Raw genomic sequence first — 22,700 nt, forward strand, 5'->3', positions numbered from 1 at the left:
CTGACGGCTGCGGCGTCGGAGCACCGTCCCGCGTGGCCGGGGCGTCTCCCGCGCGATCCGGCCACCCGATCCGCGCGATCCGTCCACCTTGGACGGCTGCCCAGTCCGGCCCGCCGACCATCGCCCACGACGGCCCCGGTGGCGGACCGAACGGACGCCGCGGCCACCGCCGGACGTCGCGGACAGCACACGACGGCACCGGTGGACCGACACCGTCCGGACGACGACAGGGAGCGCGCATGACCGACCAGCAGCAGCCCGACCAGCAGCAGCCCGACCAGCAGCAGCCCGACCAGCAGCGGCCCCCGGGCAGTGACCGGGAGCTCACGCCGACCGCCGACCACGGCGAGCAGTCCTACCGTGGCTCGGGCAAGCTCACCGGGAAGCGCGCGGTGATCACCGGCGGCGACAGCGGCATCGGCAAGGCCGTCGCGATCGCCTTCGCCCGCGAGGGCGCCGACGTGCTCGTCAGCTACCTCCCCGAGGAGGAGGACGACGCGCAGGACACGAAGCGCTGGATCGAGGAGGCCGGTCGGAAGGCCGTCCTGTTCCCCGGCGACGTGAGCGACCCGTCGTACTGCCGGTCCGTCGTCGCGACCGCGGTCGACGAGCTCGGCGGCCTGGACGTCCTCGTGAACAACGCGGCGTACCAGATGACCCACGAGACGATCGAGGAGATCAGCGACGAGGAGTGGGACCACACCCTCGCGACGAACCTCAGCGCCTACTTCCACCTCGTGAAGGCCGCGCTGCCGCACCTCGGCCCGGGGTCGTCGATCATCGGGTCGAGCTCGGTGAACTCCGACAACCCGAAGCCCGACCTGGCGCCGTACGACGTCACGAAGGCCGGCGTCGCGAACCTGTCGGCAGCGCTCGCGCAGCTGCTCGGCCCGCGGGGCATCCGCGTCAACAGCGTCGCGCCCGGCCCGATCTGGACGCCGCTCATCCCCTCGACGATGCCGCCTGAGGAGGTCGAGCAGTTCGGCACGCAGACGCCGCTCGGCCGCGCGGGCCAGCCCGCCGAACTCGCCCCGGTGTACGTGCTGCTCGCCAGCGACGACGGCAGCTACGTCTCCGGTGCCCGGGTCGCCGTCACCGGCGGCACACCCATCCTCTGACCGACCGAACCCAGCACGCGAAGGAGCACGATTTGTACTTCCACAAGCAGGAACTCCAGTTCAAGGCCACCCCGGACAAGCCGGACGCCGTCTACGCGCGCAAGCTCCAGGAGGTGCTCGGCGGCCAGTACGGCGAGATCTCCGTCGCCCTGCAGTACCAGTTCCAGGCGTGGAACATGCACATCCCGGGCAAGTACCGGGACATGGTCTTCGGCATCGGTGCCGAGGAGATGGGGCACGTCGAGATGCTCGCGACGATGATCGCGCAGCTGCTCGAGAAGAGCCCGCTCGGCATCACCGAGGACGCGCTGCAGGACGACCCGACCGTCGCCGCGATCGTGGGCGGCACCGACGTGCAGCACGCCATCGTCGCCGGCGCCGGAGCGCGCCCGGTCGACAGCAACGGCAACCCGTGGCAGGGCTCGTACATCACGGCCTCGGGCAACCTGCTCGCCGACTTCACCGCGAACGAGAACGCCGAGATGCAGGGCCGCGTCCAGGCCGCACGGCTGTACCACATGACCGACGACCACGGCGTGCGGGACCTGCTCTCGTTCCTCATCGCCCGCGACACCATGCACCAGAACATGTGGGCGACCGCCGCGGCCGAGCTGCGCGAGAAGGGCGTGGAGGGCTTCCCCGTGCCGAGCAACTTCCCGCAGGCGAAGGAGGCGTCGGAGTTCAGCTACCAGTACCTCAACTTCTCCGACGGTGCCGCGGCTGCCGACGGGCCGTGGGCGAGCGGCCCCTCGTTCGACGGCAAGGGCGAGTACTCGTACCACGACGGCCCCACCTCGTCGGTGCCGATGCCCCCGCCCACGCACCCGGACGTGCGGCTGTACGGCACGACCGAGCTGCCGAACGTGGTCGAGAAGACCGCGGGGCTCGTGCAGGACACCCTGCACAAGGAGTAGTGGTCACGCCGGTCGCGGACGCGACCGGCAGACGGACGGGAGGCGCGGTGCCGGCTGGCACCGCGCCTCCCGTCCGTCGTCGTCTCAGCCCCGCAGGGTGGTGAGGGTCGTCGTGTCGTCCACCGGCTCGCTGCGCGCCGGTCGCGTGATCCCGGCGTAGGCGCGCGTCGCGCTCCACCCGGCGATCAGGGCGACCGTGCCGACGACGGCCGCGATCCACGGGAGCAGCCACCCGTCGGCCCACGCGCCCGGGGCGACCACCCAGACGAGGAAGTTCCCGACCGTGCCACCGGTCGCGCCGAGGAGCGCGGCGGTGCGGCGGTCGAGGCTCGTGGCCGTCAGGGCCGTGGTGGTGACGGCGACGGCGAACAGGGCGTTGATGAGTGCTGCCACCGTGCCTCCGTCAGGCGCTGGTCGTGCCGGCCGCACCGCTCGTCGTGCCGGCCGCACCGGTCGTGCTGGCTGCACCGGTCGGGCTGGTTGCGCCGGTCGTGCTGGTTGCGCCGGTCGTGCTGGTTGCACCGGTCGTGCTGGTTGCGCCGGTCGTGCTGGTTGCGCCGGTCAGGGCGCTCGTCGCCGAGCTGCCGCCGTCGGCGTCCGTGCCGCGGCCGTCGGAGCCGCCGACCGCGAGCTGCTGGGCGCCGCCGCCGGTGGTGACCGTGACCTTGCGCGGCTTCGACGACTCCTTGACCGGGATCGTGACGCTGAGCACGCCGTTGTCGTAGGCGGCGCTGATGCGTGCCGTGTCCAGGTGGTCGCCGAGGGTGAGCTGCCTGACGAACGTGCCGGGCTGACGCTCCCGGGTGATCCACTGCGATCCCTCGGGGGCGCCGAGCGTGCGCTCCGCGCGCAGGGTGAGGACGGACCCGTCGACGTCGACGTCCACCGACCCCGGGTCGATGCCCGGCAGGTCGACGTCGAGGACGTAGTGGTCGCCGCTGCGGTAGAGGTCCATCGGCATCGACCGGGGTGCGCCCGTGCCGGCTCCGAGCAGGGTGCCGGCGAGTCGGTCGAGCTCGCGGAACGGGTCGTACTGCATCGTCATCGAGATCAACTCCTTCGTGGTCCTCGTCGGGTCCCCGCGACCCGACGACCAGAGTTCTAGCACTCTCGCCTCAGGAGTGCCAAGAGCAGGCTCAGAGGTCGCTGGGAACGATCGGACCGGCCGGTCTCGTCACCTGCGGCCGTCGGGCCGGCCGCGGGGCCGTCAGTCCTCGGGGCGCCCGGCGACCTCGTGGTGCAGGCGTTCGAGGGCCGGGAGCGCCTGCGCGAGGGCGTGCCGGTCGGCGTCGGAGAGCCGGTCGAGGGCGTCGACGAGGACGGAGGTCGCGGCGTCGTCGTAGGTCCGGAGGCGGTCCGTCGCGAGCGGGGTCAGGTGCACGGTGGCACGGCGCCCGTCCCCGCCGACGACCCGGCGCTCGACGAGGCCGGACTGCTCCATCGCCGAGACGAGGTTGCTCACGGTGGGCCGGGCGAGGCCGAGGCGCGCGGCGAGGGCGGAGGGCGCCGTGCCGATCTGCGGGTCGGTGCCGAGCGCGCGGAGGACCTCGATCTGGGCCTCCGGGATGTCCGGCAGACCCGCCACCGCCCGCGAGGTACGGAGGAGTGTGCGCCGGAACGGTCCGACCCGGTCGCTGAGCCGGCGGGCGATGCGCGCCGTGTCGTCGTCCGTACCCGCCATGCTGGGCAACCTATCAGCCAGTTTTGTTTGCAACAAAACCATTCCGGGAGCAGGCTGGGGTCATGACCACCACCACCTCCGTCGAACACCCCGAACCGCCCCAGGACCTCTCCGGCATCGTCGGACACCGGTTCGTCTACACCTACGCCAACGGCTGGCAGTACGAGATGTACGTCAAGAACGCGACGACGATCGACTACCGCATCCACACCGGTCACGTCGGCGGCCGCTGGGTGAAGGACCAGACCGTCGACCTCGTGGCGCTCGCCGCGGGCGTCTACAAGGTGTCGTGGAACGAGCCGACCGGCACGAGCGTCGTCGTCAACGTCCTGCCCGAGCAGCGCGTCCTGCACGGCACGATCTTCTTCCCGCGCTGGATCGAGCTCGACGGGTCGAAGACGGTCCTGTTCCAGAACGACCACCTCGACGAGATGCAGCGCTTCCGCGACGAGGGACCGACCTACCCGATCTACGTCGTCCCCGAGTTCGCGCACATCACGCTGTTCGAGCACGTCGGCGCGGACGACGAGTCGGTGATCGACACCGCCCCGGGCGACCTGCCCGCCGGCTGGGCGGACCGGACCGACTGATGGGCGCCGTGCCGCTGCAGGCCGCCGACCCGCGGGTCTCGCCGACGACGCTCGACCACCACGGACGGACGATCCGCGGGTGGCAGTGGGAGCCGGCTGACCCTGCGTCCGGTGCGTCCGGTGCCGGCGCGTCCGGTGCCGGCGCGTCCGCTGCCGACGCGCCCGTCGTGCTGCTCGTGCACGGGTTCAGCGACAGCGCGACCGGTGGGCGACAGCTCTTCGTGCAGACCGCGCGGCACCTCGTCGCCCGCGGTGCCGTCGTCCGGAGCCACGACCGGCTCGGTCAGGGCGTGAGCGACGGCGAGTTCGCCGACATCACCATCCGCGACGAGGTCGACCAGGTCGTCGCGATGATCCGCGCGGCCGACCGGGGCCAGGGCGTGCACGTCGTCGCGCACAGCCTCGGCGCGGTCGAGTCGGCGCTGGCCGCGGCCCGCGCCCCCGAGCTGGTCCGGACGCTGACCCTGTGGTCGCCGGCCGGTGTGGTCGTGGACGACATCACGGTCGACGACGTCATCCAGGGACAGCCGCTCGCCCCGGTGCGGGAGCGTGGTTGGTTCGACTTCGGCGGCATGGTGCTCGGCGCCGCGTTCATCGAGGACGTCCGCGCCGACCTGGACGTCTACGGGCCGGTCGCCGGGTACACCGGTCCGGTCGACGTGGTGCACGGCACCGAGGACACGATCGTGCCGGTGTCGTACGGGCGCCGGTACGCCGAGCTCCTGCCGGGTGCGACGCTGACCGTCGTCGACGGCGCGGACCACGGCTGGTCGTCGGTGCCGTTCCGGGAGCGGTTGCTCGAGGTGCTCGACGCGAGGCTCGGGCTGGCCTGACGCCGTCAGGTGGGCGGTCGCCTGCAGCGGTACGTCGCCGCGGGCGACCGCCCACCTGCGTCTCGTCGGGTGGCGGTCAGCTCACCTGGCCGGAACGTGCGCCCGACCACAGGTCGACGTCGAGGACGCCGACCGAGTGCTCGTCGATCCGCGCGAGCTCGTCGTCGGTGAACGACAGGTTCCCGAGCGCGGCGACGTTCTGCTCGAGCTGCTCGACGCGTGAGGCACCGATCACGAGCGACGTGACCCGCTCGTCGCGCAGCGCCCACGCCAGGGCGAGCTGCGCCAGGCTCTGGCCGCGCTCCTCGGCGATGCCGTTCAGCGCGCGCAGGTGCTCGACGACCTCGGGGGTCAGGGAGCCGGCGTCGAGGGACTTGCCCGCCGCGGCACGGGAGTCCTCCGGGACGCCGTCGAGGTAGCGCCCGGTCAACAGGCCCTGTGCGAGCGCGGTGAACCCGATGACACCGAACCCGAGGTCGCCGGCCGCGTCGAGCAGCCCCTCGGTCTCGATCCAGCGGTTGAGCATCGAGTACGAGGGCTGGTGGATGAGGAGCGGCGTGCCGAGGTCCTGCAGGATCGCGGCGGCCTGGCGCGCACGGTCGGCGTCGTACGACGAGATCCCCACGTACAGCGCCTTGCCCTGCTGCACCGCGGTGTGCAGTGCGCCCATGGTCTCCTCGAGCGGGGTCGACGCGTCGAGACGGTGCGAGTAGAAGACGTCGACGTAGTCGAGGCCCGTGCGCTCGAGCGACTGGTCGAGCGAGGCGAGGACGTACTTGCGCGACCCGCCGCCCTGCCCGTACGGCCCGGGCCACATGTCCCAGCCCGCCTTGGTCGAGATGACCATCTCGTCGCGGTAGGGCCGGAAGTCCTCGCGCATGAGCCGGCCGAAGTTGACCTCGGCGGCACCGTACGGCGGGCCGTAGTTGTTCGCCAGGTCGTGGTGCGTGATGCCGAGGTCGAACGCGCGGCGGCTGATCGCCCGCTGCGTCTCGAACGGCTTGTCGTCGCCGAAGTTGTGCCAGTAGCCCAGCGAGAGCAGCGGCAGGTCGAGGCCGGAGCGGCCCGTCCGGCGGTAGGGCATCGAGTCGTAGCGGTCGTCCGCAGCGGTGTAGGCCATGGCTCCCATCCTGGCCCGACCCACCCTGGCGCAGCGTCCGGGACGGGCCGGTGCGCGAACCGTACAGAACGCGAACCGTTCGTTGCACGAACTGTTCACGCCGTGGAACAGTTCTGTCGTCCGACCAGGACACCACGACGCAGGAAGGCGGGATCGCTATGCACAGCACGTACACCGGGATGCCGCAGCGAGCGCGGATCGGCGCCTCGCACACCCGCGTGGGACTCACCGACCCGGCGGTCATCGACGCCTACGTCGAGCGCCGCGTCCAGGACCCGTCGCTCCTGTCCCGGCGCAGCGAACCGTCGTACGCTGACTTCTTCACGGCTGCGAGCGTCTGACCCCGACGCCCCGCCGAGCCCGTCGTACAGAGAGACCGTCGTACCCGATGCCGCTGACCGTCGTCCGCCGAGAGCACATGCACCTGTACGCCCGGGAGCCCCGGTCCCGAGCCGCGAAGGCCGCCGTGGACGCCCTCCTCCGACTGCAGCACGTCCAGGAGCAGCAGCTCGAGCAGGCCAGGACCGAGAGCAGCCTGACGAAGAACGAGTTCCTCGCCGTGCGGTACCTGCTCCAGGCGCACCGGGACGGGCGGGCGATGGGGCCGAAGGACCTCGCCGTCATGCTCAACGTGTCGAACGCCTCGGTGACGAAGATCGTCGACGGCCTCGTCGCGAAGGGCGACATCGTGCGGTCGCCGCACCCGACCGACCGACGCGCGCAGGTGCTCGAGCCGACCGTGCAGGCGGCCGAGAAGATCGACTCGTCGTACGCCCGCTTCCACGAGGCCGTGGTCGGGGTGATGGACCACCTGTCCACCGAGGACAACGCCGTGCTCGCGCGGTGCCTCGACCAGGTCACCGAGGCGCTCGTCGGCGGTGCGCCCACGCCCGTCGACGAGTACACGGTCGACCCGGAGGGGGCGTCGGAGCCGATCGACTCCTGATCGCGGGCTCACCGGGGGTGGCGCGAAAACCTTCCAGCGGTAAGTTGGGGGGATGACGAACGTGGTCGACGACGACGCGACCCCACCCCGGCGCGGTGGGTACCGCAAGGGTGCCGAACGCCGGGCGCAGATCCTCGACGAGATGATCCGCATGGTCGCCGCACAGGGGGTCGACGCGTCGTCGCTCCGGTCGGTCGCCGACTCGCTCGGCATCACGCACGCGGCGCTCCGGCACTACTTCCCGAGCCGCGACGAACTGCTGCTCGCCGTGTACCGCGAGCACGAGGTGCGTGAGCAGGGTGCACCGGACCGGATGAAGTCGGCGATCGGGGACATGCGGGAGAGCGCGACGCGCAACCGTGCGGTCCCCGGGCTCGTGCAGCTCTACACGACGCTCGCCGCCGACGCCGTGCAGGAGGGCCACCCGACCACGCGGGACTTCATGCGCGAGCGGTTCACGCGCCTGCGGGCCGACCTCGCCGAGCTCATCACCGCCGACCAGGCCGCCGAGCGCATCCGCGCGGACCTCGACCCGGCCGACCTGGCGAGCCTGTGCATCGCGGCGTCCGACGGTCTGCAGGTGCAGTGGCTGCTCGACCCCGACGCAGTGGACGGCGAGCGGGTCCTGCGGCTGCTCGAGTCGCTCGTCCCGCCGACGGCTTGACCAGAACTGTGAAATTCTGAATATCATGACTGGGTGCTGAGAACCAGACGGCGGACAGAACCACCGCGCATCTCCCGTCTGGACGACGCCGTGCTCGCAGTGGGCACCTTCGTCGTGGTGATGGCCTACTCCTTCGGATGGGGGCCGGACGGTGAACCTCGGATCGCCTACGTCGGCTGGGAGTGGGCTCTCCCGATCTCTGCGGTGCTCGCGCTCGGATTCCTGCGCCGAGCAGCGCCGTGGGCGACCCTGGTCGTCGTCCTCGCACTCGAGTTCGAGAGTCGGCGCACCGCCATCGCCGCCGAACCCTTCACCGCCGCGTTGGCGCTCTTCTCGCTGGCCGACCTCCGCGGTCGGCGGCAGGCGCTGTTCGCGCTCGCGGGGAGTGTTGCCGTGCTGGTGGCGTCCGTCCCCTTCGCCGGACGGACGCGGAGCGGTTTCGCGCTGTGCCTGATCGCGTACGGGCTCGCTACCTGGCTCGGCCTCAGGGCTCGTGGGCAGCGCGAGCGGTTGATCGAACTCGAGGCGCTCAAGACCTTCGAGCGTGATCGCCGCGAGGAGCTTCGGCTGGCAGAGCAGGCACGCGCAGCCGCCGAACACCGGGCCCGGATCGCTGCTGAGGTGCACGACGCACTGACGAACTCGGCGTGCTTGGCCGCTCGACTGTCGGACGCTGCTGGGGTCGCCGTCGACCTGGGCGACCTCGAAGGGGCTCGGCGCGCGATCGAGCAGACCGGGAAGTCCAGTCGTGCGGCACTGCAGGACATCCGGCACCTGCTCCGGACGATCCGAGGCGAAGAGACGTCCGCGCCGTCGATGTCGCTCAATGCTCGGGATCTCCTCGAGGGACTCGTGCGGTCGGGCATCACAGTCCGGTCCGAGATCGACGGCGGTCTGCTCGACCCAGGAGTCGAGCGGACCGTGCTCCGAGTCCTCCGTGAGGCAATCTCGAACATCTTGAAGCACGCCGAGCCCTCGTTGGTGTCCGTCGTACTCGGTCGAGAGGGCGACGACATCGTGCTCCGGATCAAGAACGACGGCATCGTCGACGGTCCCGACGATCGCAGACCCAGCTCGGGTTCGGCTCTCGGCCTGGCGAGCATGCAGACCCTGGTCGAGGAGCATGGAGGAACCTTCCACGCCGGTCTCGACGACGAGCGAGAGGTGTGGGCGCTCGACATCACCATCCCGCACCGGAACGGAGAACCGGATCGTGTCGTCCATCAGCGTGCTCGTCGTCGAGGACCAACCCCTGCTCCGCTCGGCGTTGGTGATGATGCTGCGCTCCGAACCTGACATCGCCGTCGTCGGTGATGCCCACGACGGCGCTTCGGCGATCGAACGGAGCGATCGACTCCGACCCGACGTGGTCCTGATGGACATTCGGATGCCCGGGATCGACGGCGTCGAGGCTACGGCCTCCCTCACCGCGCTCGAGGACGGGCCGAGCGTGATCCTGCTGACCTCCTACGAGACCGAGGAGAACATCGTGCGCGGTCTCGAGGCCGGAGCGAGCGGCTTCCTCGCGAAGGAGGCGGACCGCGACGAGATAGTCCGCGCGGTCCGGCAGGTGCACGCCGGCGGAGCCGTGGCGTCTCCGGCCGCCACGCGACTGCTGTTGTCCCGGATGCGAGAGACGAAAGCACTGCGCGTCGGCGACGACATGCCCTTCCCTGAGGTGTCCCCGCGGGCCCGGGAAGTGGCGCTCCTCGTCGCCGACGGCCTGAGCAACGCGGAGATCGCTCGGGCGCTGTGGATATCGGAGGCGACCGTCAAGACGCACCTGGCCGCGATCCTCCGTGCGTACGGACTTCGGACCCGCGTGCAGATCGCGGTGCTCGCCCATCGGGCTGGGTGGATGAGCGGTGCCACTTCGCGGTGAGTGACGTCTCGCCCGGTTCTGTCCAGGAGACTCGCGAGGCGGGTGCGCGCTTCGCGGCGCGTTCTCGGGTGGCTCCGGAGCGGTCAGACCGGCTGGAGCGGCTGCCGTTCGCCGACGGGCAGCTCGACCGTGATCCGGTCGCCGGCCCGGACGACCCCACCGGTCAGGACGACGCCCATCACGCCGCCCCTGCGCTCGACGCTGCCGTCCTCGGCGCGCCCGAGCACCTGCTTGAGCAGTCCCGGGTCGTGGTCGTTGATCTGCTGACACGGGTTGCGCAGTCCCGTGACCTGCACGCTGGCGTCGGCGCCGAGCCGCAGGACCGTGCCGACCGGCAGGGCCAGGAGGTCGACGCCCCGGGTCGTGACGTTCTCGCCGAGTTCGCCGGGCTCGACGTGGTGCCCGGTCGGCGCGAGCTCGTCGAAGAGCTCGGCGTGCACGAGGTGCACCTGCCGCAGGTTCGGCTGCGACGGGTCCCGCGCGACCCGGGAGCGGTGCTGCACGGTGGTGCCGGCGTGGGCGTCCCCGTCGACGCCCCACCCGGCGACGAGGCGCACCTCGTCCACCACGGGCTTGCTGAAGCGGTGTTCGTCGTCCCTGCTCACCGCGACGACGTGCGGCTGGTCGTGCTGGTCCCCGGTCACGGTCCCATCCTGGTGCACGTCCGCGCGGTCTGGCTCGATTGACGAGACCGGAGCGGAGATATATCGTCGTGTGGAACGTTGGATACGAAGGGGGAATGACGTGAAGTCGATCTCGGTGTTGGCCATCGCTGCGACACTCGTGGGCGGAGGGCTCGTCGCCGTCACGGTGCACGCAGAGCCCGCGGGCGCGGTGCCGTGTGTCAACAGGGTGACCACGTGGCAGGCCTACAACGAGTGCTCGGGCGTCCCGGCGCGCCACTGGGACGCGATCAGGAACGCGGCGTCGAAGTACGGCAACTGGGCCAACGCCCGTCAGTGGTCGAAGCAGTCCGCCTGCTGGGGCAACGTCGTGTCCTACGGCTACTCGCTCAGGGGCTGACGTGGAGCGCACGGTCCGCTCGGTCGTGATCGCGTTCCTCGTGTCCGGATCGGTCGTCGGGTGTTCCGCCACGGCCACACCGACCGACGCGGCCAGGGGAGGGCCCCGCGGTTTCGAGGGCCCGTGGGCAGCGCAGTTCGAGACCGCGTACGCGGGTGCCCACAGCGCGTACGAGCGTGACGTCCTCCGGGACGGCGCGGTGTCCGTCGCCGAGTACGAACAGACACGGTCGCACGTGGCGTCGTGCCTCGCCGATGCTGGGTACACGATCACCTACGACGCGACGGGCGGGTTCGAACTGGGCTCGGAGGACGGCTCGTACCCGGACGACTTCTTCGAGCACTCGGACCCGGTGCTGCAGACCTGCGAACGTCGTTGGGACGGCTCGATCCGCTTCCTGTACGAGCAGGTTCGCCGGAACCCGGAGCAGCTCGACGAAGCCGCCATCGCGGTGCGCTGCCTCCGCGCCGCTGGCCTCGTCGACGGGTCCTACACGGACGACCGTTGGAACGAGGAGAACGCGCGCGACGACTGGTCGTTCGACGCCCTCGACCCCGCGGCCGAGGCGTGCCGACTCGACCCGCTCGGCCGCTGGTACCGACGATGAGGCGCAGCGCGGTGTCGACGCACTGGTCCACCGGTGTGCTCGCCCTCGTGGCGGCCGGAGCGTTCGGGGCGTCGGCCGCGCTGCTGGGTGCCGCGTTGGACGAACCAGAGGCGCTTCGGTCCGCGCGTCCCGTCGATGCGGTGCCGGTCGAGGAACGCAGCGACGACGACGCTCGTCTCCTCCGACTCTCACTCGTCGCAGGCGGGCCACGAACGGTCGCGGCGCCTCGGTCCGGCGTGCTCACGAGCCTCTCGTGCGCCTCCGGAGAGCCCGTGCGCTCCGGGTCGGTCATCGCGACCGTGGACGGCGAGGTGGTCATCGCGCTGGCGACTGACGAGCCCCTGTGGCGCGACCTCGAGGTCGGTACGGAGGGTTCGGACGTCCGGGGCTTCCAACGGTCGCTGAGCGCGCTCGGTTTCCCCGTCGCCGACGACGGGAGGGTCGGGCCTCGGACGGTCCGTGCAGCACAACGCCTGCTCCGGTCAGCGGGCTCTGGTCTCCGGCTCACCGCCGGGGTCCCGCTCGACCGGTTCGCGTGGATCCCGGCGGATGCCGTCCCTGCCAGGGCGTGCGACGGGACGGTCGGCACTCCGACCGAGCGGGGAGCGCCTCTGGTGTCACTACCGGTCGACCTGGTCGGGGCCACGGTCGCGCCGCCGGCAGGTGCAACGCCGGGTGCACGCGAGGTGCGCGTCGGTCAGGTGACCGCGCCAGTCGATCCGGATGGGGTCGTCCGCGACCGCGCTGCGCTCGCTGCGATCGCGTCGACACCCGAGTACGCCTCCGCCACGGTCGAGGACGGGACTGCGAGCATCCCTGCCGACTGGCGTCTCCACGAGCCGGAGACCGTCCTCGTCGTACCACCCGCGGCGCTCTACGACCTCCGCGACGACCAGGCGTGTGTGCAGGTTCCTCGCCGCCGTGAGGCGGTGCTGGTCGCCGTCGTGGGATCCGAGCTCGGTCAGTCGTACGTGCGGGCACCGAGCGGGGGATTCTCCTCGGTCTTGCTGCACCCTGACGCGGGTCGACGGTGCCGGTGACGCTCCGCGGCGTCGGCCACCGGTTCCGCGACGGTCGCTGGCTGTTCCGTGGTGTCGACGCACGCCTGGAACGCGGTGTCGTGCACGCGCTCGTCGGCCCGAGCGGGAGCGGCAAGTCGACGCTCCTCGGCATCATCGCGGGCATGGTCGAGCCCACGTGTGGCCACGTGGAGCGTGACGACGGCATCAGGGTCGGATGGGTGTTCCAGAACCCGCACGGCGTCGCGCGTCGCAGCGTGGTCGACCACGTGGCCCTTCCGTACCTGGCCAGCGGTGCGCGCCGTCCCGAAGCGGAACTCCGAGCGGAGGCGCTCCTGCACCGGTTCGGGTTGGGCAGTCGGGTGGGTGCCCGCTTCCGCGACCTGTCCGGTGGCGAAGCGCAACGACTCATGCTCGCCCGGGCGGTCGCCTCCGCTCCGGACGTGCTCCTGGTCGACGAGCCGACCGCGCAGCTCGACCGCTCGACGGCGTCGCAGGTCGACCGTGCCGTGCGAGAACTCGCCGGGAACGGGTTCGCCGTGGTCGTCGCGACGCACGACCCGTCGACGCGAGCATCGTGCGACACCGTCCACGAGCTCGGTCAGGTGGGCTGAGGTGCGCTTGCGTTCGATCGTGGACGAGGCGTCCCGGGACGTTCGGAGTGGGGCGGGGGCGACGGCCGCAGCGGCCGCGGTGTTCGTCCTTCTCGTCGGTGGGCTCCTCGTCGCTGCTGCTGGGCAGCGGGCTGCTGACGTCCGGCAGGCAGAGCGCTTCGTCGCAGCTGGTGCAGCCACCTCGATCGAGCGATCGGACGGACGGATCGACGGCCGGTCGTGTTCCCGCCTGGTCGAGCTACCCAACGTCGTCGCCGCGGGAGCCGTCCGCCGGACCGAGGCCGAGCTCGTGCCCGCCGTTACCCCTCGGTCGCCGGTCCCGCTCTTCGAGGTGTCCCCGGGCTTCGAGCGCGTGCTCGGCGTCGCACCGGGACGCTCAGGGAGTCCTGGCGTGCTCCTCCCGCGCGGTCTCGCTGGTGCACTCGGGGTCGGCGCGGGCGAAGACCTCGCCACGGCGGATGCACCGGTGCCGGTCGCCGCCGTCTACGACCACCCCGAAGACGGACGTGTGAGTCCCCTGTCCTGGGCCGCGGTCGGCGTGGCGCCGCTCGACGGCCGTCCCTTCGACGAGTGCTGGGCCACGATCTGGCCCGAGGACGAAGCGTCGGTGGCTGCGCTCAGCGCCACACTGCTGCCGAAGGTCGGCGACGGCGAGCCGCCGACGCTCCGTCAACTCAACGGGACGTTCGGGGCCACCTTCTCGGCCACCCGACGAGCGGACGGAGTGGTTCCGTCGTCAGTCGAGTCCTTCGCCGCCGCCGTCGCCGCGGTCCTGGGATGCACGATCGTGCTCCGGCGCCGCCTCGCGCTCGCGAGCGACCGTCACGTCGGAGTGACCCGCAGCGCGCAGCTCGCGACGCAATTGGCACAGGGGGTCACCTGGATCCTCCCAGGCGCGGTGGTCATCGTGCTGGCCACGCTCCTCGTGACCGGTCCGCTGAGCGCGGGAGACCGGTGGCCGATCATCGCGGAGGTGGTCGTGCGGACCGCGGCTGCTGCGGCGGCCGCGCTGGGTGGCATCACCGTGGGGGTCTCGTGCGTGCGTGAGCGCTCGTTGCTGCGCTACTTCAAGGAGCGACGGTGACGGTGACGGTGCAGCACACACGAACGGCCGGCCCCGAGTGGGGCCGGCCGTTCCACGGTGGTGCGGTCGACTACGCGTCGACGCCCGCCGTGAGCACCGCGGCGGCGGGGTCGAAGTCCTCGGGCAGCGGGGCCACGCGCTCGACGGACGACTCGATCGTCACCGCCGAACCGGACTCGGCGGCGTCGCGGATGCCGAGCAGCACGTCGAGGACGTGCAGCGCGACCTCGCCCGAGGCGCGCTCCGGACGGTCCTCGGCGATGGCACGGGCCATCTCGACGACGCCGGTGCCGCGGCCCCAGGTGGACCCGACGGCCTCGAGGGTCTCGGGCTCCTCCTGGCCGTAGCGCCACAGCTGCGACGAGCCCTCGAACGTGTTCGGGTCGGGCAGCGAGATGGTGCCGAGCGTGCCGTTGATCTCGACGAAGCCCATGCGGGGGAGTGCGTGCTGGAACGAGAACGTCGACTGGGCGGACTGCCCGCCGGCGAACTCGATGAGCGCGGCGTGGTGCGTGGGGACCTCGACGGGGAAGGTCTCGCCGGCGCGGTCGCCCGAGGCGATGGTGCGGCGGTCGAGCGACTTCGACGACACGGCCTGTACGCGCGAGGCGGCACCGAACGCGTGGACGAGCGTCGTCACGTAGTACGGACCCATGTCGAACAGCGGGCCGGCACCGGTGGCGAACAGGAAGTCCGGGTTCGGGTGCCACGCCTCGGGCCCGGGCACGTGGAACAGCGTCGTCGCGGTGAGCGGTTCGCCGATGTCCCCGCGGGCGATGGCCCGGAGCGCGGTCTGGATGCCCGCGCCGAGCACGGTGTCCGGCGCCGTCGCGACGCGCAGGCCCTTCGCCTTCGCCGACGCGAGCACCGCGGCGGCCGACTCGTGGTCGGTCGCGATCGGCTTCTCGCTCCAGACGTGCTTGCCGGCGTCGATGATCTGCTGGTCGACCTCGGCGTGTGCGGCGGGGATCGTCAGGTTGATGACGATCGAGATGTCGTCGCGGGCGAGGAGCTCATCGACCGAACCGGACGCCGCGACCCCGTACTCGGCTGCCTGCGCGGCGGCGCGGTCCTGCAGGACGTCGGCGACGAAGCGGACCTCGACGTCGGCGAACTGCGTGAGGTTCGTCAGGTACTGGGTGGAGATGTTGCCGGCACCGATGATGCCGATCCCGACGCGGCTCACGCGGCGCTCCCGGCGGTGTCGTTGGCGCGGAGCCACGCGAGGGACTCGGTGATGCCCTGGAAGACGTCGCCCGAGTAGGCGTCGAACTCGACGACACGGATGGCCTGCGGTGCCGCGGCGAGGATCCCCGCCACGTCGACGTCGCCCTGGCCGGCCGGGGTCTGGTTCTCGAAGGCGCGCTGCAGGGCCTCGGGCACGACGAGGGCGCTCTCCGACGACGGCAGCGCGGTGAGGATGTCACCGTCGACCTTGCCGTCCTTGACGTGGATCGCGACGACGCGGTCACCGAGCGAGCGGAGCACGGCCGGGGCGTCCGCACCGCCGACGGTCGCCCAGAAGGTGTCGACCTCGAGGACGGTCTCGGGGGAGAGCTGCGACACGAAGTGCTCGTAGACGGTCTTGCCGTCCACCTTGTTCGTGAACTCCCACTGGTGGTTGTGGTACCCGAACTGCAGGCCGCGCGCGGCTGCCTCGGCGGTCAGGACGTTGACGCGCTCGGCGATCTTCGCGACGTCGTCGGCGGTCTGCCAGCGGTCGGTCGGGATGAACGGGTCGATGACCGTCCGGATGCCGAGGCGCTCGGCGGCGTCCCAGATCGGCGCGGTGTCCTCGGCGTCGATCACGGCGACGTGACCCGACGGGGCCTGCAGGCCGGTGGCCGCGAAGGCCTTCTCGAGGTCGGCTGCACGCTCGACGAACGCGTACGGTTCGACGTTCTCGTAGCCGATCTCCCGCACGCGGGCGATCGCCTTGTCGAGGTCTTCGGCGATGGCGTCGCGCAGTGAGTACAGCTGCACAGAGGTGGTGGGCATGGCAGAGGCTCCTTCGGTCCTGACTGGGTGTCGCGCCCGTCGAGGAGCGATGCTCCACGGCGAGATCGAAGACGACGCTACCGCAAAAACCACCCGCTGTGTAGTTTTCTGCGCCAGGCGACGTCCCGGCCGTTCCACCGTGCGTCGGGCACCGCTCCACACCACGACATGTGTCGCGCATCCCGGCGATCGATGTAGGCTCCCCACCAGAAACCAAGTACGACAAGGTTTCTGCATCGACTCGAGGAGGCGTCATGAGCACACCCGAACCCGGCGGTCCGGCCCTGCTGAACCCGGAAGAGGGGATCACCCAACCGGTCAGCACCATGCGGGTGGGGGTGGGCTACCAGGTCGCGCTCTTCCTCGGACAGTTCGGCCTCTTCGTGGCGCTCATGGCCCCGGTCTACGTGAGCATGCAGATCAAGGCGCAGGCGCTCGTGGGCGAGGACGCCGCCACCGTGATCGGCTCCGTGCTGCCGATCGGCGCGTTCGGCGCACTGCTCATGAACCCCCTCGCCGGCGCGCTCTCGGACCGGACCCGCACGCGGTGGGGTCGGCGGCGTCCCTGGCTGCTCGGCGGCGTCGTGGTCTTCCTCGTCGCCCTGGCCTGGATCGCCTCCGCACCGGACGTGTTCAACCTGACGCTCGCGTGGCTGCTCGCGCAGGTCGCCGCCAACGCGACGCTCGCGACGCTCCTCGCGAGCTTCGCGGACAACGTCCCGCAGGCACAGCGCGGCCGGTCGTCGAGCATCATCGCGCTCGCGCAGAACACCGCCGTGCTCGCCGGCACCTACCTGTCGGTGTTCTTCGTCGCGAACCTGCCGGTGCTGTTCATCGCCCCCGGCGTCCTGGCCGTGGTGCTCGTCGTCGTGTACGCGGTGGTCGCCCGCGACGACCTGCCGACGTACCCGCTCAAGAAGTTCACGTGGCGCAACCTGGTGTCGTCGTTCTGGACGAACCCGATCAAGAACCCCGACTTCGCGTTCGCGTGGTGGTCGCGCTTCCTCATCATCCTCGCGACCTTCATGTTCACGACCTAACGGCTGCTGTACATGCAGGAGCACCTGGGGATCGAGAAGCTCGCGGACGCCACCAAGGCCGTCGCGTTCGGTGTCCTGCTCTACACGATCGCGCTGCTCGTCAGCGCGGCGGTCTCCGGCTGGGCGTCCGACCGCCTCGGCCGCCGCAAGGTGTTCGTCGGCGGCTCGACCGCGCTGTTCGCCGTCGGTCTCGTCGTGCTCGCCCACGCCGACACCGTGACGGGCTTCTACGTCGCCGAGGTGGTCATGGGCTTCGCCTACGGCATCTACTCGGCGATCGACACCGCCCTGGTCGTCGACGTGCTGCCGAACGCGGACCGGCCGGGCAAGGACCTCGGGGTGATCAACATCGCGAACGCGCTGCCGCAGTCGCTCGCCCCCGCCATCTCGCTGTTCTTCCTGTCCGTCGGCAGCACGCACGCCGACAACTACGAGCTCATGTGCTGGGCCGCCGGAGCGGTCGCCCTGGTGGGCGCCCTGGTGGTCATCCCCATCAAGCGGGTCCGGTAGCGCCCGTCGCGACACGCGACCCGACGACGGACGGGAGGCGCGGTGCCGGCCCGCACCGCGCCTCCCGTCCGTCCCGGGGTCACGTCGGTACCGTGAGCCGGTGCCGACCCCCGCAACCCGTCCCTTCGACACCCCCGCCGGGACGGTCACCGCCGTCGTCGACGGCGCGGTGACCCGCGCCCTCGGCGTCCCGTACGCCCGTGCCGACCGCTTCGCGCCGCCGGAGCCGTACCCGGACTCCGCCGAGCCGTACCCGGCGACCACGCCGGCCCCCGTCGCGCCGCAGCGCACGTCGCCGGCGATGGAGCAGCTGCTGCCGCCGATGGACCTGCAGGTCGACGAGCACTGCCAGCGCCTCACCGTCACGCTGCCGAGCGACGTCCGCCCGGACGAACTCCTGCCCGTGATGGTGTGGGTGCACGGCGGGTCGTACGTCATCGGTGGTGGCGACCTGCCCATCCACGACGCCCGCGACCTGGTGACCGAGCAGCGGGTGGTCGTCGTGTCGGTGACCTACCGGCTCGGCGTCCTGGGGTTCCTCGGCGACGGCAGGACGGTGCCCGCGAACCTCGGGTTGCTCGACCTGCTCGAGGCGCTGCGCTGGGTGCAGCGGAACATCACCGCGTTCGGCGGCGACCCCGACACGGTGACGCTGTTCGGGCAGTCGGCCGGCGGTGATGCGATCGCGCACCTGCTGATCAGCGACGGCGCCCGCGGGCTGTTCCGTCGGGCGATCGTGCAGAGCGCGCCGCTCGGGCTCTCCCGCGGCCGCGCGCGGATGAGCCGCGCGCTGGTCCGGTCGGTCGGCGTGGTGCACCCCGACACGCCGCTCGACGAGGTCCTCGACCGTCAGGAGCGGGCCGAACGGGTCGCCCTCCGGTTCGGACTCGCCGGCGGCATGCCCTTCGGGACCCAGTACGGCCACGCACCGCTCCCCGCTGAGCGCGACACCGACCGGGCCTGGCGCGCCGCGGCACCCGAGGTGGACGTCCTGATCGGGTCGGGGTCCGACGAGACCGGCATGTACGTGCCGATGATCCCCGGGGTCCGGACCCTCGCCCGGTACCGGCCGACCCGGTCGCTCCTGCGCTGGCTCGTCGTGCGGCCGCTCTCCGAGGTGATCTACGGGCGCGACGTCCGCCGGTTCGTCGCGCGGCACCGGGCCGCCGGGGGGAACGCCGTCGGCTACCGGCTGCTGCGCGGGGCGACCGCGGCGCCGACCGGGGCCGTGCACATGAGCGACGTGCCGATGCTGCTCGGTGGGCGGGAGGCCTGGGTCGGCAGTCGCCTCGTGCCCGCGCGGGAGTGGCCGGCGGTCGAGCGGCGGGGGCGGGCGCTCCGTGCGGTGTGGGCGGGGTTCGCGCGGACCGGGCGGGTGTCCGTGCCGGACGACGAGACGATCGTGTTCGACCGGGGGTGAGGCGGGGGCCTCGCGGCCGGGTCCCTCCGGGCATGGGTCTCTCCGGGCCCGGGTCGGGGCCGGGCAGCGTCCGTCGTGGGGTGATGTGCCGTACATACCGAGAGCGTGACCGGAACGTGGAACATCAGTACGTTGCCTCCTGATGTGGACGACACCCTCCGTCGTCCACCGCGACAGGAGGTCCATGGACATGCGCAGGTCACCCATCGCCAGGGCTGCCGCGACGGCATCCGTGTCGTCCGTGGTGCTCGGTTTCGTGCTCGCGACCGCGGCACCCGTCGGTGCGGCGCAGTCCGCGACGGGGTCGGTACCGTCGGCGGCGCCCGGCGGGGCCGTCGACCTCGCCCTCGAGGTCGCCCAGGACGGCAACGGCCCGTTCACCCCGACCGAGGGTCCCGGCGCCGACGCGAGTGCGACGAACGGGATCGTCCGCACCCGCGACGCGATCACGTACCGCGTGACCATGACCTCCACGGGCGGAGCGAGCTCGAACGAGCGCTTCACGCTGACCGCTCCGACGGGGACGAGCTGGGCCGGGGTGCCGGGTCGGTGCACGGGCGCCGGGTCGGCCGTGACCGGTCAGGACCTCACGTGCAACCTCGGCACCGTCGACGAGGGCCGGGCCGTCGTCGTGCCCGTCGTGCTGCAGGTCTCCGCCGAGCGACGGGACGGGGACCGGCTCGAGGTCGCCGCCACCGGTACGGCCGACGCCGCGGCGAACGGGACCGTGACGGCCTCCTCGCCGGCGACGACGGTGTCGGCGGCGGCCCGCTACAACCTGAGCAAGGACGTGCAGGGCTCGGTCCTCCGCACCGGGGTCCCCGGTCCGGACGGCGTGACCCGGGGGATCCAGCTCGTCTACCCGATCGCGGTGGACTGGCAGCCGGTCGTCCCCGGGCAGGGGCTGCTCGGCTTCGCGGCGAGCACGGGTCCGATGACCTTCACGGACGACCTGTCGCAGATCCTCGGTGACCTGCCGTCGCAGGCGGTGCTCTGGAACGGGGGCGCTCCCGCGTGCGGGCCGAACGGCGCGGCGGAACCACGCCTGACCGGACTCCCCGGCGGCGCCGGCGGGGGCGAGCGTGCCGTCGCCGACTCGGGGGAGCTCTCCTGCTCGCAGGCGGGTCCCGGTCGCCCGGTCGACGTCCGCATCGACGGCACGGTCACGGACCCGGACCGCATCCCGACCAGGAACATCGCGGGCGGACCGATCGTCGGCGGCCAGAAGCCGTACGTCGTCAGCGGGTACCTCAGCCTGTGGATGCCGACCCCGCCGGCGGGCACGTCGGTGCAGTCGACCAACACCTACTCGGCGTTGCAGACGACGTCGGTGACCGGTGCCCCGAACTTCCCCGGCAGCACCGAACCGACGGCGGACAACGCCTCGCGCCGGACGATCGTCGAGTACGGCCCCGGCAACGCGTCGAAGCAGCTCTACCGCGTGCGCGACGGCGGCGCGGCGGTCGACATCGGTTCCGCGAAGCGCGGCGATCCGTGGGCGACGCCCGGGACCCTGCTCCGCAGCGATGTCTCCGCGAGCAACGCCGGGCTGACGACCCTCCGCGGTGTGGTGCTCTGCGACACCTTCGACCGTGCGACGCAGCGCCTGACCACGCTCGACCGGGTGACCGCCTGGACCACGCGGCTGGGTGGTGCCCGGGTGCAGTACGCCGCGTTCACCATGTCATCCCCGGAAGCCGGGCGGACAGCGACGTGCGACGACGGCGACGGGCCGTGGTACGACAATCCCGAGGACGTCCCCGGCGGCGCCGGAGCGGTCGGCGCCGTGCGGGCGACGGGTGACGTCCTCGGCGGCGAGCAGGCGTCCCTCCACTCGTACGTCACGACCGAGGACGCGCCGAACGGCACCCGCGCGCGTGACTTCGGGCACGTGTGGTTCGGCGACCGGGCGACGACGTGGGTGCACGACGCCTCGCCGGACCCGGGGCTCGCCGCCGGACCGCTCGCGGACAGCGTCGTCCTCACCGAGGACCTGGCACGGATCACGAAGAAGGTCGTCGACCCCGGGCACGACGCGTCCGACACCCCGGACGAGACGACCTCGACGACCGCCGGTGCCACGGTCGAGTACGCGCTCTACCCGACGTTCACGAACGGCAAGACCACGGGGCAGCCGGCCGAGGTGACGGTCCAGGACGTCCTGCCGCAGCACACCCGCTACGTCGACGGCAGTGCCTCGGCACCGCCCGTGGTGGACACCGTGACCGATGCGGGCGGCGAGGGACACCAGCGCCTGACGTGGACCCTGCCCGCCGTCCGGCCGAACGCCCCGATCGAGCCCCTGACCTACACCGCTGCCGTCGCCGACACGGCGCCGCCCGGCCCGGTCACGAACACAGCCTCGGCGTCCTCGCCCACCGACGCATCGGACGCGCAGTACCGACAGGCGTCGCGAGCGGTGCAGGTCGTGCGCGGCGGTGGCGTCAGCGTGCTGAAGGCCGCCGTCGACCCCGTCGTGGTCGTCGGGGACGACCTCCGGTGGGACCTCGTGTCCACGAACACCGACACCACCCCGGTCGAGGGCGTGGACGTGATCGACGTCCTGCCCCACCGCGGGGACGACCAGGGCTCGGCCTTCCACGGCTCGGTCGCGCTGGCCGGGCCCGTGCCGGTCGACACCGACGGCGGCGAGCAGGTCACCTACACCCGCGCTCGTCCGACGGACGTCGACCTCGACGGTGGCCACCCGTCGAACCGGCCGGGCGGTTCGACCACGTGGTGCGCCGAGACCGCGTTCGGGACCGACGGGTGCCCGGCGACCCTGACCGACGTGACCGCGGTCCGGATCCAGCGCACGGCACCGATCGGGGTCGGGGAGTCCGTCCGGCACCGGGTCGCCGTCCACGGCGTCGGAGCCCACGACGGTGACGCCTACACGAACCGCTTCGGGCTCCGGTCGTCGAGCCTCGCGCTGCCGGTGCGGTCGAACCCCGCGACGGTCCGGGTCGTGTCCGGTGCGGTCGGTGACCGCGTGTGGGACGACCATGACCACGACGGCGTGCAGGACCACGGCGAGCCGGGGGTCGCCGACGTCGCGGTGGCCCTGCGGGGGACCGACGATCGTGGGGCCGAGGTGACCGAGCTGACGACGTCCCGCGCGGACGGCACCTACCGGTTCGACGGTCTGCGCCCGGGCCGCTACACGGTGGTGTTCTCCGCGCCGGACGACTCGGCCTTCACGACACCGCGCGTCGGCGACGACCGGGCGGTCGACTCCGACGCGGGCCCGGACGGGCAGACCGACCCGGTCGAGCTCGGACGCGAGACCGACGCTGCCGGTGCCCTCACCGGGGTCCGTCGCGACGAGACGGTCGACGCGGGGCTGGTCGTCGACGAGCCCGGTGAGCCCGGTGGGCCCGGTGGACCCGACGGACCGGGAGAGCCCGGCGGCCCGGACGGTGGGTCCGGCTCCTCGAGTGGTGGCCGAGGAGCCGACGGCGGGTCCGGCGCTGGCGATCGTGCGGGTGCCGGGACGCCGGGCACCGGGGCGCTCGCCTGGACGGGAGCCGACGTGCGCCTACCGATCGTGCTCGCCGTGGTGCTCCTGGTGGTGGGGACGGCGCTCGCCGCGAGGACCCGGAGGCGGCGCGGTCGGTCCTGAGCGGCCGGGGATCGG

General features: G+C 72.0%; 24 protein-coding genes and 1 pseudogene. 18 read left to right on the forward strand and 7 right to left on the reverse strand.

The window, feature by feature from the left end; all coding sequences use genetic code 11:
• The first annotated feature begins 239 nt into the window (after positions 1-239).
• Both QOL15_RS00145 and QOL15_RS00150 read left to right on the forward strand, forming a co-directional pair.
• Positions 240-1,118: an SDR family oxidoreductase gene (locus tag QOL15_RS00145; protein ID WP_071248209.1), complete on the forward strand. Its 879-nt coding sequence runs from the start codon at positions 240-242 to the stop codon at positions 1,116-1,118.
• A 32-nt stretch (positions 1,119-1,150) separates the two neighbouring features.
• Positions 1,151-2,032, forward strand: a complete 882-nt coding sequence (locus tag QOL15_RS00150; RefSeq protein WP_065963743.1) for a manganese catalase family protein — start codon at positions 1,151-1,153, stop codon at positions 2,030-2,032.
• 84 nt (positions 2,033-2,116) lie between these two features.
• Here the strand turns inward: QOL15_RS00150 and QOL15_RS00155 are convergent, their stop codons facing one another.
• From QOL15_RS00155 to QOL15_RS00165, 3 genes and pseudogenes are all read right to left on the reverse strand, one after another.
• Entirely contained in the window at positions 2,117-2,425 is a 309-nt protein-coding gene (locus QOL15_RS00155; RefSeq protein WP_071248212.1) for a hypothetical protein, read from the reverse strand.
• A gap of 202 nt (positions 2,426-2,627) precedes the next feature.
• A pseudogene (locus tag QOL15_RS00160) lies at positions 2,628-3,077 on the reverse strand (Hsp20/alpha crystallin family protein); the annotation flags it as partial.
• Positions 3,078-3,239: 162 nt separating this feature from the next.
• Positions 3,240-3,713 (reverse strand): MarR family winged helix-turn-helix transcriptional regulator, encoded by a 474-nt coding sequence (locus QOL15_RS00165; RefSeq protein WP_071248216.1) that lies wholly within the window; start codon positions 3,711-3,713, stop codon positions 3,240-3,242.
• A 62-nt stretch (positions 3,714-3,775) separates the two neighbouring features.
• Between QOL15_RS00165 and QOL15_RS00170 the strand changes: the two genes are divergently transcribed.
• Together QOL15_RS00170 and QOL15_RS00175 are read left to right on the forward strand one after the other, a co-directional pair.
• On the forward strand, positions 3,776-4,303 hold the full coding sequence (locus tag QOL15_RS00170) for a phenolic acid decarboxylase (protein ID WP_071248219.1): 528 nt from the start codon (positions 3,776-3,778) through the stop codon (positions 4,301-4,303).
• Positions 4,303-5,136 carry an alpha/beta hydrolase gene (locus QOL15_RS00175; RefSeq protein ID WP_071248220.1) on the forward strand — a complete coding sequence of 278 codons (834 nt, stop codon included), beginning with the start codon at positions 4,303-4,305 and terminating at the stop codon, positions 5,134-5,136. The genes QOL15_RS00170 and QOL15_RS00175 overlap by 1 nt, the downstream gene beginning before the upstream one ends.
• 76 nt (positions 5,137-5,212) lie before the next feature.
• On the opposite strand, the gene mgrA is transcribed toward QOL15_RS00175, so the two are convergent.
• The gene (gene mgrA / locus QOL15_RS00180) at positions 5,213-6,256 is read right to left on the reverse strand and encodes an L-glyceraldehyde 3-phosphate reductase (RefSeq protein ID WP_065963751.1); all 1,044 of its coding nucleotides are present in this window, start codon (positions 6,254-6,256) and stop codon (positions 5,213-5,215) included.
• Between the two features lie 158 nt (positions 6,257-6,414).
• Between mgrA and QOL15_RS00185 the strand changes: the two genes are divergently transcribed.
• From QOL15_RS00185 to QOL15_RS00205, 5 genes are all read left to right on the forward strand, one after another.
• Complete coding sequence (locus tag QOL15_RS00185; RefSeq protein WP_065963754.1) at positions 6,415-6,597, forward strand: hypothetical protein; 183 nt, start codon at positions 6,415-6,417, stop codon at positions 6,595-6,597.
• Between the two features lie 47 nt (positions 6,598-6,644).
• On the forward strand, positions 6,645-7,202 hold the full coding sequence (locus QOL15_RS00190; protein WP_071248223.1) for a MarR family winged helix-turn-helix transcriptional regulator: 558 nt from the start codon (positions 6,645-6,647) through the stop codon (positions 7,200-7,202).
• Positions 7,203-7,254: 52 nt separating this feature from the next.
• Positions 7,255-7,866, forward strand: coding sequence for a TetR/AcrR family transcriptional regulator (locus tag QOL15_RS00195; RefSeq protein WP_071248226.1), 612 nt, complete (start codon positions 7,255-7,257; stop codon positions 7,864-7,866).
• A gap of 99 nt (positions 7,867-7,965) precedes the next feature.
• Positions 7,966-9,162, forward strand: coding sequence for a sensor histidine kinase (locus QOL15_RS00200; protein WP_305404992.1), 1,197 nt, complete (start codon positions 7,966-7,968; stop codon positions 9,160-9,162).
• On the forward strand, positions 9,095-9,748 hold the full coding sequence (locus QOL15_RS00205) for a response regulator transcription factor (protein WP_216093139.1): 654 nt from the start codon (positions 9,095-9,097) through the stop codon (positions 9,746-9,748). Before QOL15_RS00200 ends, QOL15_RS00205 begins: the two co-directional genes overlap by 68 nt.
• Positions 9,749-9,831: 83 nt before the next feature.
• On the opposite strand, the gene QOL15_RS00210 is transcribed toward QOL15_RS00205, so the two are convergent.
• Positions 9,832-10,392 (reverse strand): MOSC domain-containing protein, encoded by a 561-nt coding sequence (locus QOL15_RS00210; protein WP_071248232.1) that lies wholly within the window; start codon positions 10,390-10,392, stop codon positions 9,832-9,834.
• A 100-nt stretch (positions 10,393-10,492) separates the two neighbouring features.
• On the opposite strand from QOL15_RS00210, the gene QOL15_RS00215 reads away from it, so the two are divergent.
• The 5 genes from QOL15_RS00215 to QOL15_RS00235 all read left to right on the forward strand — a co-directional run bounded on the left by QOL15_RS00215 (position 10,493) and on the right by QOL15_RS00235 (position 14,095).
• The gene (locus QOL15_RS00215) at positions 10,493-10,771 is read left to right on the forward strand and encodes a hypothetical protein (RefSeq protein ID WP_065963764.1); all 279 of its coding nucleotides are present in this window, start codon (positions 10,493-10,495) and stop codon (positions 10,769-10,771) included.
• 1 nt (position 10,772) lies between these two features.
• Positions 10,773-11,378: a hypothetical protein gene (locus QOL15_RS00220; RefSeq protein ID WP_065963765.1), complete on the forward strand. Its 606-nt coding sequence runs from the start codon at positions 10,773-10,775 to the stop codon at positions 11,376-11,378.
• Positions 11,379-11,389: 11 nt separating this feature from the next.
• The gene (locus QOL15_RS00225; RefSeq protein WP_071248236.1) at positions 11,390-12,418 is read left to right on the forward strand and encodes a peptidoglycan-binding protein; all 1,029 of its coding nucleotides are present in this window, start codon (positions 11,390-11,392) and stop codon (positions 12,416-12,418) included.
• On the forward strand, positions 12,415-13,011 hold the full coding sequence (locus QOL15_RS00230; RefSeq protein ID WP_253181675.1) for an ABC transporter ATP-binding protein: 597 nt from the start codon (positions 12,415-12,417) through the stop codon (positions 13,009-13,011). The genes QOL15_RS00225 and QOL15_RS00230 overlap by 4 nt, the downstream gene beginning before the upstream one ends.
• 79 nt (positions 13,012-13,090) lie before the next feature.
• The gene (locus QOL15_RS00235) at positions 13,091-14,095 is read left to right on the forward strand and encodes a hypothetical protein (RefSeq protein ID WP_139197528.1); all 1,005 of its coding nucleotides are present in this window, start codon (positions 13,091-13,093) and stop codon (positions 14,093-14,095) included.
• A 70-nt stretch (positions 14,096-14,165) separates the two neighbouring features.
• On the opposite strand, the gene QOL15_RS00240 is transcribed toward QOL15_RS00235, so the two are convergent.
• Both QOL15_RS00240 and QOL15_RS00245 read right to left on the reverse strand, forming a co-directional pair.
• Complete coding sequence (locus tag QOL15_RS00240; RefSeq protein WP_071248242.1) at positions 14,166-15,281, reverse strand: Gfo/Idh/MocA family protein; 1,116 nt, start codon at positions 15,279-15,281, stop codon at positions 14,166-14,168.
• A complete protein-coding gene (locus QOL15_RS00245) occupies positions 15,278-16,093 on the reverse strand; it encodes a sugar phosphate isomerase/epimerase (RefSeq protein WP_175473158.1) in 816 nt (271 codons plus the stop codon). Before QOL15_RS00245 ends, QOL15_RS00240 begins: the two co-directional genes overlap by 4 nt.
• 254 nt (positions 16,094-16,347) lie before the next feature.
• On the opposite strand from QOL15_RS00245, the gene QOL15_RS00250 reads away from it, so the two are divergent.
• The 4 genes from QOL15_RS00250 (at position 16,348) to QOL15_RS00265 (ending at position 22,685) form a co-directional block, all read left to right on the forward strand.
• Entirely contained in the window at positions 16,348-17,133 is a 786-nt protein-coding gene (locus QOL15_RS00250; RefSeq protein ID WP_254784141.1) for an MFS transporter, read from the forward strand.
• 12 nt (positions 17,134-17,145) lie between these two features.
• The gene (locus QOL15_RS00255; RefSeq protein ID WP_254784142.1) at positions 17,146-17,643 is read left to right on the forward strand and encodes an MFS transporter; all 498 of its coding nucleotides are present in this window, start codon (positions 17,146-17,148) and stop codon (positions 17,641-17,643) included.
• Between the two features lie 100 nt (positions 17,644-17,743).
• Positions 17,744-19,063 carry a carboxylesterase family protein gene (locus QOL15_RS00260; protein ID WP_071248248.1) on the forward strand — a complete coding sequence of 440 codons (1,320 nt, stop codon included), beginning with the start codon at positions 17,744-17,746 and terminating at the stop codon, positions 19,061-19,063.
• Between the two features lie 190 nt (positions 19,064-19,253).
• Complete coding sequence (locus QOL15_RS00265; protein WP_139197529.1) at positions 19,254-22,685, forward strand: SdrD B-like domain-containing protein; 3,432 nt, start codon at positions 19,254-19,256, stop codon at positions 22,683-22,685.
• The last annotated feature ends 15 nt before the right edge of the window (positions 22,686-22,700 follow it).

This window comes from Curtobacterium sp. MCBA15_012, from assembly GCF_001864935.2.
Taxonomy (GTDB): domain Bacteria; phylum Actinomycetota; class Actinomycetes; order Actinomycetales; family Microbacteriaceae; genus Curtobacterium.

Excerpts from the sequence above, each read along its gene's own strand:
- QOL15_RS00145 (WP_071248209.1), top strand. The coding sequence starts at position 240 with ATGACCGACCAGCAGCAGCCCGACCAGCAGCAGCCCGACCAGCAGCAG.
- QOL15_RS00165 (WP_071248216.1), bottom strand. The coding sequence starts at position 3,713 with ATGGCGGGTACGGACGACGACACGGCGCGCATCGCCCGCCGGCTCAGC.
- QOL15_RS00170 (WP_071248219.1), top strand. The coding sequence starts at position 3,776 with ATGACCACCACCACCTCCGTCGAACACCCCGAACCGCCCCAGGACCTC.
- QOL15_RS00175 (WP_071248220.1), top strand. The coding sequence starts at position 4,303 with ATGGGCGCCGTGCCGCTGCAGGCCGCCGACCCGCGGGTCTCGCCGACG.
- mgrA (WP_065963751.1), bottom strand. The coding sequence starts at position 6,256 with ATGGCCTACACCGCTGCGGACGACCGCTACGACTCGATGCCCTACCGC.
- QOL15_RS00185 (WP_065963754.1), top strand. The coding sequence starts at position 6,415 with ATGCACAGCACGTACACCGGGATGCCGCAGCGAGCGCGGATCGGCGCC.
- QOL15_RS00190 (WP_071248223.1), top strand. The coding sequence starts at position 6,645 with ATGCCGCTGACCGTCGTCCGCCGAGAGCACATGCACCTGTACGCCCGG.
- QOL15_RS00195 (WP_071248226.1), top strand. The coding sequence starts at position 7,255 with ATGACGAACGTGGTCGACGACGACGCGACCCCACCCCGGCGCGGTGGG.
- QOL15_RS00245 (WP_175473158.1), bottom strand. The coding sequence starts at position 16,093 with ATGCCCACCACCTCTGTGCAGCTGTACTCACTGCGCGACGCCATCGCC.
- QOL15_RS00250 (WP_254784141.1), top strand. The coding sequence starts at position 16,348 with ATGAGCACACCCGAACCCGGCGGTCCGGCCCTGCTGAACCCGGAAGAG.
- QOL15_RS00255 (WP_254784142.1), top strand. The coding sequence starts at position 17,146 with ATGCAGGAGCACCTGGGGATCGAGAAGCTCGCGGACGCCACCAAGGCC.
- QOL15_RS00265 (WP_139197529.1), top strand. The coding sequence starts at position 19,254 with ATGCGCAGGTCACCCATCGCCAGGGCTGCCGCGACGGCATCCGTGTCG.